Source organism: Lentzea sp. HUAS12 (assembly GCF_024125735.1).
GTDB classification, from domain to species: Bacteria; Actinomycetota; Actinomycetes; order Mycobacteriales; family Pseudonocardiaceae; genus Lentzea; species Lentzea albida.
In genome coordinates this window covers 4,015,122-4,028,970 of the sequence record NZ_CP099738.1, presented here as the reverse complement: position 1 = coordinate 4,028,970, position 13,849 = coordinate 4,015,122, and the positions used below count along the sequence as shown (strand labels likewise).

The following is a 13,849-nucleotide window of genomic DNA, read 5'->3' as shown; positions in this document are numbered from 1 at the left end:
GTGATCAGGCCGCCGGAGGGTGTTGGTACTACTACCACCCGCCGCATCACTCATGACCGCTGAAGATTTACCTGACTGGGTCACGTTGTCCCCAGGCAATTGCGGTCGGTACGGTCGCGGCACCGATCCGAAAAGAATCCACACCACGGAGGAAATCGTGGCTCTTCCCCAGCTTACCGAGGAGCAGCGAGCCGCAGCGCTGGAGAAGGCTGCTGCCGCTCGTCGCGCTCGGGCTGAGCTCAAGGAGCGCCTCAAGCGCGGCGGCACGACCCTGACGGACGTGCTCAAGGCCGCCGAGAGCGACGAGGTCCTGGGCAAGATGAAGGTGTCCGCGCTGCTCGAGGCCCTCCCGGGCGTCGGCAAGGTTCGCGCGCAGCAGATCATGGAGCGCCTCGAGATCGCTCCCAGCCGTCGCCTGCGCGGTCTCGGTGACCGCCAGCGCAAGGCCCTGCTCTCCGAGTTCAGCGGAGAGTGATTGGCACCGAGGCGGGGGCGGGCTCTGCCCGTCCCCGCCTCACCGTCTTGTCCGGGCCGTCCGGCGTTGGCAAGTCCAGCGTCCTGACGGAGCTGCGCAGGCAGCAACCCGATGTGTACTTCTCCGTCTCGGTGACCACCAGGAAACCGAGGCCGGGCGAGGTCGACGGGGTGCACTACCACTTCGTGGACCACGTGAAGTTCCAGCAGATGGTGGACGCGGGCGAGTTCCTCGAACACGCCGACTTCGCCGGAAACCGCTACGGAACCCCCCGCAGGCCCGTCGAGGAAGCGCTGGCCTCAGGCCGCCCCGCCCTGCTCGAGATCGAACTGCAGGGCGCGCGGCAGGTCCGCGTGGCCATGCCGGAAGCCCAGCTGGTCATGCTGGCGCCCCCGTCTTGGGAGCACCTGGTCGACCGGCTGACCGGCAGGGGCACCGAACACCCGGACGTCGTCGCACGCCGGCTCGAGATCGCCCGCGAGGAGCTGGCGGCCGAGAAGGAGTTCGACGAGGTCGTCGTGAACGCCGACGTGCAGTCGGCCGCGGCCGACTTGCTATCCTTGATGGTCGGACCACGAATTTCAGGAGTCTGAAAGTGATCACCCACACCGAGCTCGGTCATCTGACCGGTTCCCCGGAGGGCATCACCAACCCGCCGATCGACGACCTGCTTGAGCAGGTGAGCTCGAAGTACGCGTTGGTGATCTACGCCGCGAAGCGTGCCCGCCAGATCAACGACTACTACGCGCAGCTCGGCGAGGGCCTGCTCGAGTACGTCGGCCCGCTCGTCGAGCCGGGCCCGCGTGAGAAGCCCCTCTCGATCGCGCTCCGCGAGATCCACGCGGGTCTCCTGGAGCACACCGAGGGCGAGTGACGTTCGAAGACGCTGGGTGAAGTGTGCCTGCGGACAGCGCAGGCCACGGCGCCTCCGAAGTGTCTTGTGGGGGCCCAGCCCCCACGCCCCGGCCGGAGGGCTTCGCCCCCGGACCCCCGGGCAGGCGGTCCGTCTGACGGGTTCTCGAACCCTCGAGCGGTCCTTCCTCGTCTGACGTGGGCTATGCGGTCACACTGGCTCAGGCTCGCGGCCACAGCTCCACCTGCGCCGGACCAGCGGGCCGCCAGGGCCCGTACCTCGGCCTGGGCCAGGGGCAACCCCGGTCCACGCCAGCGGCCCGCAGCACCACCGCACCACCGGGGACCCCGGTTCCCGGACCCCAGCGGGGTTCCTCCTCGCGGAGGCGTGACCCTGGCCGGTCGTTCCTCTCGAGGAGAGTCCTTGAACCCCGCCGCATCCGACGCCGATGCCCCCGCCAAGCCCAAGATCGTCCTGGGCGTCGGTGGGGGCATCGCCGCGTACAAGGCCTGTGAGGTCCTGCGCCGCCTGACCGAGTCCGGTCACTCGGTGCGGGTCATCCCCACCGAGGGCGCGCTCAAGTTCGTGGGCGCCGCCACCTTCGAGGCGCTGTCCGGCCAGGTCGTGTCCGCCGACCCGTTCGACGACGTGCACGAGGTGCCGCACGTCAAGCTCGGGCAGAACGCGGACCTGGTCGTGGTGGCCCCGGCGACGGCGAACCTGATCGCCAAGGCCGCCCACGGCCTCGCCGACGACCTGCTGACGAACACGCTGCTGACCGCGCGCTGCCCGGTCCTGCTGGTGCCCGCCATGCACACCGAGATGTGGGAGCACCCGGCCACCCAGCACAACGTGCGACTGCTGCGCAGCCGCGGTGTCACCGTCGCCGAACCGGCGTCCGGCCGGCTGACGGGCAAGGACACCGGCAAGGGCCGCCTGCCGGACCCGGCCGAGATCGTCGAGCTGGCGCGGCTCCTGCTCGTGCAGCCGGACGCGCTGCGGCGGACCCTCGAAGGTGTGCACGTCGCGATCTCCGCGGGCGGCACGCGCGAACCGCTCGACCCGGTGCGGTTCATCGGCAACCGGTCGTCCGGGAAGCAGGGTTATGCACTCGCCCGGGTGGCGGCACAGCGCGGTGCGCGTGTGACTTTGGTAGCGGGAAACACGGCGGATCTCGCCACTCCGGCGGGCGTGGACCTCGTGAAGGTCGGCTCGGCGGTGGAGCTGCGCGACGCCATGCACAAGGTCGCGGCGGACGCGGACGTGGTCGTGATGGCCGCCGCGGTGGCCGACTTCCGGCCGCTGTCGCTCACCGGTCACAAGATCAAGAAGACCGACGGCGACCCCGACCCGATCGCGCTCACCAAGAACCCCGACATCCTCGTGGAGCTCGTTTCCGCACGTCGCAGTGGCCAGCTGATCGTCGGGTTCGCCGCGGAGACCGGGGACGAGACGACGTCGGTGCTCGACTACGGTCGGGCGAAGCTGCGGCGCAAGGGGTGCGACCTCCTCGTGCTCAACGCGGTCGGTGACGGCAAGGCGTTCGAGCAGGAGGACAACGCCGGCTGGCTGTTGTCCCCGGACGGCGCCGAGACGCCTATACCGCACGGCCCGAAAACTCAAGTGGCGTCCGCTGTGTGGGACTCGGTTACCGCTCGCTTGACTCAGCCTCAGTAGTATTTCCTCAGTCCAACCCGCAACGAAGGAGTGTCCGTGAGCCAGCACAGCAGCAGGCTGTTCACGAGTGAGTCGGTGACCGAGGGACACCCGGACAAGATCTGTGACGCGATCAGCGACTCGATCCTGGACGCGTTGCTCGCCAAGGACCCGCGCTCCCGTGTCGCCGTGGAGACGCTGGTGACCACGGGTCAGGTCCACGTCGCGGGTGAGGTCACGACCGAGGCCTACGCCGACATCCCCACGATCGTCCGCGAGAAGATCCTGGAGATCGGGTACGACTCGTCCGCGAAGGGCTTCGACGGCCACTCGTGCGGCGTGAACGTGGCGATCGGCGCGCAGTCCCCGGACATCGCGCAGGGTGTCGACACGGCGTTCGAGAACCGCGTCGAGGGCGCGGACGACGAGATCGACAAGCAGGGCGCCGGCGACCAGGGCCTGATGTTCGGCTACGCGTGCACCGACACGCCCGAGCTCATGCCGCTGCCGATCGCGCTGGCCCACCGCCTGTCGCGCCGCCTGACCGCGGTCCGCAAGGACGGCACCGTGCCGTACCTGCGCCCGGACGGCAAGACCCAGGTCACCATCGAGTACGCGGGCGACCAGCCCGTGCGCCTCGACACGGTCGTCATCTCCACGCAGCACGCCGACGGCATCGACCTCGAGAAGCTCCTCGGCGTCGACCTCCGCGAGCACGTCGTGGCGCCCGAGATCAACGAGCTCGGCCTCGACACCACGAACGTCCGCCTGCTGACGAACCCGACCGGCCGCTTCGTCATCGGCGGCCCGATGGGCGACGCGGGCCTCACCGGCCGCAAGATCATCGTCGACACCTACGGCGGCATGGCCCGTCACGGTGGCGGCGCGTTCTCCGGCAAGGACCCGTCGAAGGTCGACCGCTCGGCCGCGTACGCCATGCGCTGGGTCGCGAAGAACACCGTCGCGGCGGGCCTCGCCACCCGCGTCGAGGTCCAGGTCGCCTACGCCATCGGCAAGGCCGCCCCCGTCGGCCTCTTCGTCGAGACCTTCGGCACCGAGACCGTCGACCCGCAGAAGATCCAGCAGGCCATCACCGAGGTGTTCGACCTCCGGCCCGCCGCGATCATCCGCGACCTCGACCTGCTCCGCCCGATCTACGGCCCGACGGCCGCGTACGGCCACTTCGGCCGTACCGACGTCGACCTGCCGTGGGAGTCGACGGACCGCGCGGAGGCCCTGCGCAACGCCGCCGGCGCCTGATCCAGCACGCACCAACGGCCCGTTTCCCTTCCGGGGAGGCGGGCCGTTGGCGTATTTCGGGCCGTGCGGAGGTCTCCGCTCTGCGTGGGGGACAACACGACAGGCCTGCGCGCGGTGCCGCGCCCGCTCGACGTCGAGCTGCCGCGCCTGCGTCTCGTCGACCGCCTCCGCGCGCGGTGGTGCCGCCCGATCACCCTCGTCACGGCCGGAGCGGGCTTCGGCAAGACCACCGCACTGGCCCAGGCGGTCCGCGCGAACCTGCTCGAACCGCGGGGCGTCGACGCCTGGGTGACGTGCGGTCCCGGCCACGAGGACGCCGCCAGGCTGGCCGCGGCGATCCTGGACGCCCTGGGCGTAGGCCCCGGCCCCGAGCCCGGTGCTCGGGAGGTTCTGCTGGCGCTGCGACGCACGGCACCGCTCGACGTCTGCCTGCTGCTCGACGACGTGCACGAGGTCCCGGACGGGTCGCCGGGCGCGCACCTGCTCGAAGCCGTCGTGCGCGCTCTGCCGGGCACCGCGCACCTCGTGCTGTCGGGTCGCACCACGCCCGCTCTTCCGTTGGCGCGCAGGCAGGCGGCCGGGGAGGTTTCCGTGGTCGCGACGGCCGACCTCGCCTTCACCGGTGCCGAGACCGCCGCGCTGGCGAGGAGCTTCGGTCGCGAACCCGCCGGGGACCTCCACGGCTGGCCCGCGCTCGTCAGGCTGTCCCTCACGGCCGGACGTGCCGCCTCGTGGCGTTACGCCGCCGAGGAGGTGCTGAGCCGCCTGCCACAACCGCTGCACGGCGCGTTGGCGGCGTTGGTGGCTCTCGGGACCGCGACCGCCGAGGAGATCAGTGCGGTGGCCGCGACCAACGCCGAGATGGAACACCTCGCCCGTGAGGTGCCATTGGTCGACATGCTCGACGACGGCCGGTACCGAGCCCACGACCTGTGGACGAGCCTCGTGCCCACCCATCACCTGCGGGACAAGGCCGTCGAGGTGCTGGTCGCGCGGGGAGACCTCGCCGCGGCCGGGCGGGTGGCGTGCGAGGCGCGGGACTGGCCCCTTCTGGCGCGCCTGGCGGTCGAACTGGTGCGCACGACACTGTCGGTGCTGCCCAGCGCGACGGCACGGCGGTGGCTCGACGCGGTGCCCGCCGGACACCGCCGAGATCCGGCGTTCCTGTTGCTCAGGGCCGCGGTCGTGCACGCCGACGACTTCACCGACCCGTCCCTCGACGACCTGGTCGACCAGGCCTGCGCGGCCCTGCTCGGTGCCGGTGACCACGACGGGGCCGCCGTGGCGCTCGGCCAGGCCGTGATCACCGCGCACTCCAGGGGAGATCTGGTCAGGCTGGCGCAGGTCGCCCAGCGTGCGCAGGGGCTCGAGGCCACCACCCCGGTCCTGAAGGTGCTCAGGCACAGCGCCGCCGCGGTGGTGGCCGAGCTGGCCGGTGATCCGGAGACGGCGCTGACCCACCTCGCCCAGGCGCCGACGACCGAGGTGCCGAAGGCGTTCGCCGTGTCCACGACGAGGTTCCACGTCCACTGCCTGGCGATGTGCGGACGCGGACAGGAGGCCGCCGAGCTGGCCGAACGCATGCTGGACGACGACCTGGCGCGCCGCCACGCCGCCGCGGCACGCTGGTTCGACGGCCAAGCCGTCGAGTTTCTCGGTGACGATGCCGACAGCACGGCACGTGGCGAGTTCGTGGCGCGTGCACTGCACACGGTCATCGCCGCGTCGTTCGGTGAGACCACGGCCGAACTCCCCGCCGAGCAGGACAACCCCCGGGACGCGGTGCTGGCGTGCGCGTCGCACGCGGCGGTCGCCGTCACGCGGGGCGAGGAGGACCTGGCCCGCGACTTCTACCAGCGGCACCTGGTCCGGTGGCCGTTGGAGATCGAGGTCGCCGAACGGCACCTGCGGCGGTTCCTCACGCTCGGCTACGTGCTCAACGAGGAGCTGCGGAAGCGTTGGGACGACACGGACCTCGGTCCGTCACACCGCAGGGCTCGGGCGGCCGGACGCGCGTTTCTCCAAGCACGGCAAGGAGATCTCCACGCCGACCTCGACGAGGAGCACGCCCTCTGCTTCCTGCCGCTGCCGTGGTCGGTGGAACTCGCTGCCCGGCTCGCGGCGGTGGGGAGGACGAAGCTGGGCACCTGGCTCGCCGATCGCGTCGGACCGGCGGTGCACCGCCGGTTCCGCGCGCTCACGCGTGATCCGGAGCTCGCCGTGGGCGCCACCAGACTGCTCGCCACCGTGCCCTCGCCGCCGGACCACCCGATCGGCGTCGAGGTGATCGGGCCGATGCGGGTGACCAGGAACGGCCTCGTCACCGAAGCGCCCGAACTGCGCCGCGTCCGCGTCCGGCAGCTGCTGGGATTGCTGGTGCTGCGGCCCGTCGTCACCCGCGAGCAGGCGGTGGACCTGCTGTGGCCCGGCCTGGACCCCGCCGGGGCCGCCCGGAACCTGCGGGTGACGATGACCCACCTCCGCCGGTTGCTGGAACCGGGTCGCGCCGGCGGTGAGGCCAGCTACTGCCTGCGCAGCGACGGCGACAGCATCAGGCTGGTCCGCGGCGGGCTGCTGACCGCGGACCTGTGGGCGTTCGAGGAGGCCGGTGACGACCTGGACGCGGCGGTGGCGTTGTGGCGGGGTGATCCGCTGCCGGACCTGGCGGAGGTGTGCGAGCCGGAGATCGCCCGGATCAGGCAGCGGTACGTGCGCACCCTGCTGGCACTGGGCGAACTCCGGCTCGTCACGGGAGATCCGGCGGAGGCACATCACCTCGCCGATCGCGCGCTGGAGCTCGAACCGTTCGAACCGCGCGGGCACCGGCTGGCGCTCGCGGCCGCGGTGCGCGCACGGAATCCACAAAGGACGCTGGAGACCCGTGCGCGCGTGCTGGACTCGTTGCGGCAGCTCGGGGTCAGACCCGATCCCGCCACCGAGATCCTGCTGCGGCAGACGGTCACACGCAGCTGACCGGGTTCTCCGTGGACGGCGGGCAGTAGTCGAACCCGGCCTCGCCGTCGCCGTCGTCGTCCGGTCCCAGGTCGCCGGACAGCAGGTCCATCCCGTCGCCGCCGAACAGGTCGTCGTCGCCGGGCTCGCCGTAGACGGTGTCGTGGTCGCCGCCGCCCTGGACGAAGTCCTCGCCCCAGCCGGCGCAGATCAGGTCGTTGCCCTGACCGCCGTAGATGACGTCGTCGGCGCCGAGGCCGATGATGACGTCCGCGCCGGTGAGCCCGTAGATGACGTCCGGCCCGTTGCTGCCGAGGATCACGTCCGGTCCCGCGGTGCCGAAGATGACACCGGAGTCGATGATCGTGGGCACGGCGTTGTAGCACGCCGCCTGCCCAGGTCTGTTCTGGAACTCCGGCGGCACCTCATCGGCTGACGCGACACCTGCGGTGCACAGGCCGATGGCGAGCGCTGCAGCAGCGATGCGCAGTCTCATGGTTGCTTCCCCTCTTCCGTGTCTTGCCAACGGGCAGAAGAGTCGCAACCGGGCGTTGCCCGAACGCTAACCACGGGCCGGCGGCCGTTGTTCATACGAGCGTCGGTTCCCAGCCATGTGCTGCGACTACAAACTGCAGTCATGTCGCTCTCTCGTCGTGGGTTCATGGCTGCCGTCGCCGCAGCCGGTGCGGGCACGCTGCTGCCGCCGTCGGTGTACGCCGCGTTGGCCCGTGAGCCTCGTGCGGGAGGCTTGCGCGCGATCAAGCACGTCGTGCTGTTGATGCAGGAGAACCGTTCGTTCGACCATTACTACGGCACACTCCGTGGCGTGCGTGGGTTCTCCGACCGCAACGCGCTGAAGGGTGTGTTCGACCAGTCGGGCGTGCTGCCGTTCCCGGTGCGTGAGGCGGCGTCGGGGCGTGACATCCAGTACATCGGTGACCTGGACCACAGCTGGAACGGCGGGCACGCGGCGTTGCGCGGCGGGTGGAACGACAACTGGGTGCCGGCGAAGACCGCGGCGACGATGGCGTTCTACACGCGGCAGGACATCCCGTTCCACCACGAGCTCGCGGACACCTTCACGCTGTGCGACGCCTACCACTGCTCGGTGCCGTCCTCGACGTCGCCGAACCGGAACTACTGGGTGTCCGGGTACACGGGTTTCGAGCCCTCCGGCGGCCGTGCGACCGGCAACGCCGCCTACAGCGAGGACACCCACGCCGGCTACACGTGGAAGACGTACCCGGAACGCCTTGAGGCAGCGGGGAAGTCGTGGCGGGTCTACCAGGAGTGGGACAACTTCCAGGACAACAATCTGGAGTTCTTCTTGCGGTTCAAGGAGATCGCGCGCAAGGTGCTGCCGGCGGGGTTCAAGTCGCTCGACAAGCTGTACGGCACCGGCGACCCGGCGTTGATCGGCTCGCTCGACCTCTCGAAGCTCACCGCCGCCGAGAAGTCGCTGTACTCGCGGGGACTGCACCGCGTGAAGCCGGGCGGGCTGGGGGAGGAGTTCCGCGCGGACGTCACCGCCGGACGGTTGCCGGCCGTGTCGTACCTGGTCCCGTCCTCTGTGGACTCCGAACATCCCGGCGCGTCGTCGCCCGCCGCGTCCGCCTCGATCACCTACCAGGTGCTGGACGCGCTGGCGTCGAACCAGGAGGTGTGGGAGTCGACGGTCCTGTTCATCACCTATGACGAGAACGACGGCTTCTTCGACCACGTGCCACCGCCTCGCCCGCCGTTGTCCGTGACCGACGAGTACGTGGGCGACCGGCCGTTGGGTCTCGGCGCGCGCGTGCCGATGACCGTCGTCTCGCCGTGGTCCGTCGGCGGTTACGTGAACTCGCAGGTGTTCGACCACACGTCGATGACGCGGTTCCTCGAGACGTGGACCGGCGTCCGTTCGGAGGAGATCTCCGCGTGGCGCCGGACCGTGGCCGGTGACCTGACGTCGACGTTCGACTTCGAGCGGCGCCGGACGTGGCCCGAGGTCGGCGAGCCCGCCGCGGTGCCGCCCGCGACGCCGCGCTGGCGTCCCGCGCCCCCGTCCGAGCAGAAGATGCCGGAGCAGGAGCCCGGACGGCGGCGTGCGCGCCCCCTTCCGTACCAGCCGGACGCGTCGTTGCGCGGCTCGACGTTGGAGATGTCGAACTCCGGATCGGCGTCCGCGCACTTCGCGCTGTACCCGTACTCGGGCCAGTTCGCGCTGCCGCAGCACTTCGACGTCTCCTCGGCGGAGTCCGTCGAGATCGCGGGGGACCACGACCTCGTCTTGCTGGGCCCCAACGGTTTCCGCCGTGAGTTCGCCGGGACGTCCTCAGACCGTGCGCGCGTCTCGTCGTCGGTGCGCGGATACAGCCGTGTGCTGACGTTGACGTTCGAGAACAGCGGATCGACGCGTCTGACGTTCGTGCTGGAGCGGCGTCGTTACGTCGTGAGGCCAGGACATCGGCACGTGATCCCGTGGCTGACCGTCATGAACTCCGGCTGGTACGACCTGACGGTGACGGTGGAGGAGGAGCCGAAGTTCCGCCGCCGTCTGTGCGGGCACATCGAGAACGGCCGCGAGTCGATCTCAGGCTAACGTCTGCCCCGTGGAGATCACGGGGGATGAGATCCGGAAGCGGATGGTCGAGCACGAGTCGCTGGACCCCAGCGGCCTGGTGCTGACCGGCGCGACCATCACGGGTCAGCTCGACCTGTCCGACGTCGTCGCGAAGAAACCGTTGGTGCTGCGCGACTGCACCACCGCACGGCCGGTGCTGCTGAGCAGGGCGCAGTTCTCGCTGCTGGACCTGCGGGGACTCGTCGCGCCGTCCGTCGAGGCCCGCGGTCTGGCCGTGGACCACCACCTGCGGCTGAGCGGCGCCCGGCTCGGCGCGGAGGAGTCGGTCGACGCGCTGCACATGCGCATCGGCGGCAGCGTCTACCTGGACGAGGGCTTCCACGCCGAGGGCGGCGTGACGCTGAGCGGATCGCGGATCGCCGGCGTGCTGATGTGCGGCGGCGGGCGCTTCGAGGCCGGCCTGACCCTCGTCGACCTGCAGGTCGGCGACGGCATCTTCCTGAACGAGGGCTGCGACGTCTCCGGCGGCGGCAGGCACGCGGCGGTGCGCCTGCGCGGCACCCGGATCGACGGGCAGATCATCCTCCGCCAGGGCCGCTTCTCGTCCGGCGTCGCGCTCGACCTGCGCCACGTGCGCGTGGGCAAGGACCTGCTCATGCCGTTCGCGGGCATCGACGGCGACGTGCAGCTCGAAGGCCTCACCTACGAGGGCCTGCCGCGCGACGCCACTGTGGACGAATGGCTGTCGTTGCTCTCGACGCGCACCCTCCGCTACTCCGCCCAGCCGTGGGCACAGCTCGCCCAGGCGCACCAGGCCGCGGGCCACGAGCGCGACGTGCGGCGCATCCGCGTTGCCCAGCAACGTGATCTGCGTCGCCGCGGCCGGCTCTCCCGCTGGGGACGCGTCTGGCACCTGGTCCGCGGCGTGACCGTGGGCCACGGCTACCGCCCAGGTCTCGCGCTCGTGTGGCTGGCCGGCGTGCTCACCGTGTCGGTGGGGCTCGTGCTGACCTCCGGTGCCGTCCGGTGTTCGGTCGTGGAGCAGGTCGGCTACGCCCTCAACGTCGCGACGCCGCTGGTGAAGGTCGACGCCGCTCGTTGCACCGTCGACACGGCCGCGCCCACAGGCCAGTTCGTCCTGGGCGCGACGTGGCTGCTGCAGATCCTGGCCTGGGCGTTCGCGACCCTGTTCGTGGCGGGCTTCACCGGTTTGGTGAGGCGCAACGCGTGACTGTCGGGGCTGTCTGATACACCAGGAGGCATGAGCGCGAAGACCGGAGCGAGAAAAGGTGAGCGGGTCCCCGCGGAGTCGCTGCCGGTCGCCCGGATCGTGGTCGACGTCCCCCTGGCCCACCTGGACCGCCCGTTCGACTACGCGGTTCCGTCCGAACTGGACGACACCGCCGTCCCGGGCTGCCGCGTGCGGGTGCGCTTCGCGGGCCAGCTGGTCGACGGTTACCTCCTGGAGCGCGCCGAGAAGTCGGAGTACGGCAAGAAACTCGCCTTCATCGAGAAGGTCGTCTCCCCGGAACCGGTGCTGGCACCGGAGATCGCCGCCCTGGCCCGCGCGATCGCCGACAGGTACGCGGGCGGCATGATCGACGTGCTGCGCCTGGCCATCCCGCCCCGCCACGCACGGGCGGAGGCGGCGGCGTCCCCGGAACCACCCCCGCTCCCGCAAGTCCCGGCGTGGGTGGCGAAAACGGCCGCCCTCGATGTCGCTGCCGAGCCTGACCCCGCCCCTGGCGCCGAGCCTTCTCCCACCTCCGGCGCCGTCCCCGCCACCCCTCACCCCGCGACCCCGCCATCCACTCCCGGCGACGCCGCACCCGCCACCCTGGTTTCAGACACTCCGGGCCTCGCCGCCACTCCGGGCCTCCCAGCCGCCGACGACCCAGCCGCCGACGTCCCAGCCGCCGACGTCCCAGCCGCCGACGTCCCAGCCGCCGACGTCCCAGCCGGCGACCCGGTCCCCCTACCCGCAGCCGCCCTCCCCGTGACCCCCCTTACCGCGCCTCCCCGCTCACACCTGCCCCCCGTCCCCGCCGACGCCTGGTCCCGCTACCCCCGCGGCCCCAAGTACCTCGAAGCCCTCCGCGAGGGCCGCCCCGCCCACGCCGTCTGGCAGGCCCTGCCCTCCGAGGACTGGCCCGCCCGCCTGGCCGAGGCCGCCGCCGCGGTCGCGTCGTCCGGGCGCGGTGTCGCCATCGTCGTGCCCGACCACCGCGACCTGGCCCGCGTCGCCGAGGCGTGCGGCAGGCTCATCGAAGGCGTCGTGACCCTGTCGGCCGATCTCGGGCCGTCGGAGCGCTACAAGCGCTGGCTGGCCGTGCGGCGGGGGGTGGCGCGGGTGGTGGTCGGCACGCGCGCCACGGCGTTCGCGCCGGTCCGGGACCCCGGGCTGCTCGTCGTGTGGGACGACGGGGACGACCTGCACGTCGAGCAGCGGTCGCCGTATCCGAACGTGCGTGACGTGCTGGTGCAACGCGCGCACATGACGGGTGCCGCGTTGCTCATCGGTGGGTTCGCGCGCACTGCCGAGGCGCAGCTGCTGGTCGAGACCGGGTGGGCGCACGAGATCGTCGCGTCGCGGGAGACGCTGAGGTCCGTGGCGCCGCGGGTGGTGTCGGTGGGCGACAACGAGTGGCAGGACGTCAAGGACCCGGCCGCGCGCACCGCCCGGTTGCCGTCCATCGCGTTCGACGCCGCCCGGTTCGCCCTCGCCGACTCGCCGGTGCTCATCCAGGTGCCGCGGCGCGGGTACGTGCCGTCGCTCGCGTGTGGTCAGTGTCGCGGGCCCGCGCGGTGCCGCCGGTGTGCGGGGCCGCTGGCCTTGCCGGGGGGGACCGAGGACGGGCTGCCGAAGCCCGCGTACTGCCGGTGGTGCGCCGCCACGGAGGCCGCGTTCCGGTGTCCCACGTGCGGGTCGCGCAAGCTGCGCGGGCAGATCATCGGGGCGCGCCGCACGGCCGAGGAGCTCGGGCGGGCGTTTCCCGGGCATCCGGTGCGGACCAGCGGCGCGGACGAGGTGCTGACGAAGGTGCCGGGCAAGCCCGCGCTCGTGGTCGCCACGCCGGGCGCCGAACCCGTGGCCGAGGGCGGTTACGGGGCGGTGCTGCTGCTCGACGGGTGGGCGTTGCTGGGCCGGGCCGACCTGAGGGCCTCCGAGGAGGCGCTGCGGCGGTGGATGACGGCCGCGGGGCTGGTGCGGCCGGGCAACGGGCGCGTGGTCGTGATCGCGGACTCCGGCCTGACGCCGGTGCAGGCGCTCGTCCGCTGGGATCCGGTGTGGCACGCCGCCACCGAACTCGCCGCGCGCACCGAGCTCGGGTTCCCGCCGGCGGTCAGGATGGCGACCGTCGACGGCACCCCGGACGCGGTGAACGCCATGCTCGACGAGCTCCGGCTGCCGCCCACCGGCGAGATCCTCGGGCCGGTGCCGCTGGGCGACGACGAGACGAAGGAACGCGCCCTGGTGCGGGTCGCGCGCGCCGAAGGCCGTCAGCTGGCCGCCGTGCTGGCCGAGGCGCAGGCCGTGCGGACGGCGCGCAAGGAGCAGGAGCTGGTGCGGATCAAGCTCGACCCGCTGGAGGTCCTGTAGTCAGTTCTCGAAGTGGGAGCGCAGGCCGGCGACGTTCTCGCGGATGTCCTCGTCGGTGAGCTTCTCGTACTCGAGGTACTCGCTCATGTAGGTCATGAGCTCGTTGCGCTCGGCGTGCTCCTCGTTCGCGATGACGTGCGCCGTCGTGCCCGCGATGCCCGCCGGGAAGAGCAGGAAGCCGTCGAGGCCCGCCATGGTGTCGAAGGAGGCGTTCTTGGCCTCCCACAGCGTCCAGACGTCGTCCTCGCGCCCGCACTCGGCGAGCAGCAGGGCGGCGAGCACCAACGCCTCGCGCACGCCCCAGCCCTCCTGGTGCGCGGCGGTCTCCTCGGCGAGGAGGTGGCGCAGCAGGTCGGCGTCGCCCTCGCGGCGTTCGCGCAGCAGGAGGTGCAGCGCCTCCTCGCGGTCGGCCTCGTCGAGCGGGGTGTTCGTGAAATCGGTTCGCAACTGGTCAAGATCGATCGACACGCCCGCACCTTAGGCCTT

At 71.6% G+C, this 13,849-nt stretch carries 11 protein-coding genes; 9 read left to right on the top strand and 2 right to left on the bottom strand.

From position 1 onward, the window contains the following. The first annotated feature begins 157 nt into the window (after positions 1-157). The 6 genes from mihF (at position 158) to ND450_RS17625 (ending at position 7,217) form a co-directional block, all read left to right on the top strand. The gene (gene mihF / locus ND450_RS17650) at positions 158-475 is read left to right on the top strand and encodes an integration host factor, actinobacterial type (RefSeq protein WP_030471603.1); all 318 of its coding nucleotides are present in this window, start codon (positions 158-160) and stop codon (positions 473-475) included. Beyond that, positions 472-1,068, top strand: a complete 597-nt coding sequence (gene gmk, locus ND450_RS17645) for a guanylate kinase (protein ID WP_253327187.1) — start codon at positions 472-474, stop codon at positions 1,066-1,068. Before mihF ends, gmk begins: the two co-directional genes overlap by 4 nt. 2 nt (positions 1,069-1,070) lie before the next feature. Then, the gene (gene rpoZ, locus ND450_RS17640) at positions 1,071-1,349 is read left to right on the top strand and encodes a DNA-directed RNA polymerase subunit omega (RefSeq protein ID WP_045313812.1); all 279 of its coding nucleotides are present in this window, start codon (positions 1,071-1,073) and stop codon (positions 1,347-1,349) included. 402 nt (positions 1,350-1,751) lie between these two features. Next, entirely contained in the window at positions 1,752-3,005 is a 1,254-nt protein-coding gene (gene coaBC, locus ND450_RS17635) for a bifunctional phosphopantothenoylcysteine decarboxylase/phosphopantothenate--cysteine ligase CoaBC (protein ID WP_253327186.1), read from the top strand. 36 nt (positions 3,006-3,041) lie between these two features. Beyond that, the gene (metK, locus tag ND450_RS17630; RefSeq protein ID WP_177229638.1) at positions 3,042-4,244 is read left to right on the top strand and encodes a methionine adenosyltransferase; all 1,203 of its coding nucleotides are present in this window, start codon (positions 3,042-3,044) and stop codon (positions 4,242-4,244) included. Positions 4,245-4,328: 84 nt separating this feature from the next. Beyond that, positions 4,329-7,217, top strand: a complete 2,889-nt coding sequence (locus tag ND450_RS17625) for a BTAD domain-containing putative transcriptional regulator (protein ID WP_253327185.1) — start codon at positions 4,329-4,331, stop codon at positions 7,215-7,217. Here the strand turns inward: ND450_RS17625 and ND450_RS17620 are convergent. Beyond that, positions 7,204-7,692 (bottom strand): calcium-binding protein, encoded by a 489-nt coding sequence (locus ND450_RS17620; RefSeq protein WP_253327184.1) that lies wholly within the window; start codon positions 7,690-7,692, stop codon positions 7,204-7,206. The two genes, ND450_RS17625 and ND450_RS17620, sit on opposite strands and share 14 nt — an antisense overlap. 141 nt (positions 7,693-7,833) lie before the next feature. On the opposite strand from ND450_RS17620, the gene ND450_RS17615 reads away from it, so the two are divergent. Genes ND450_RS17615 through ND450_RS17605 form a run of 3 tightly spaced genes read left to right on the top strand, consistent with a single transcriptional unit; the run spans position 7,834 to position 13,363 of the window. Then, positions 7,834-9,780 (top strand): phosphocholine-specific phospholipase C, encoded by a 1,947-nt coding sequence (locus tag ND450_RS17615; protein WP_256557530.1) that lies wholly within the window; start codon positions 7,834-7,836, stop codon positions 9,778-9,780. A 10-nt stretch (positions 9,781-9,790) separates the two neighbouring features. After that, a complete protein-coding gene (locus ND450_RS17610; RefSeq protein ID WP_253327182.1) occupies positions 9,791-10,993 on the top strand; it encodes a hypothetical protein in 1,203 nt (400 codons plus the stop codon). Positions 10,994-11,023: 30 nt separating this feature from the next. Further along, complete coding sequence (locus ND450_RS17605; protein WP_253327181.1) at positions 11,024-13,363, top strand: primosome assembly protein PriA; 2,340 nt, start codon at positions 11,024-11,026, stop codon at positions 13,361-13,363. On the opposite strand, the gene ND450_RS17600 is transcribed toward ND450_RS17605, so the two are convergent. Further along, entirely contained in the window at positions 13,364-13,831 is a 468-nt protein-coding gene (locus ND450_RS17600; protein ID WP_253327180.1) for a hypothetical protein, read from the bottom strand. Between the last annotated feature and the right edge of the window lie 18 nt (positions 13,832-13,849).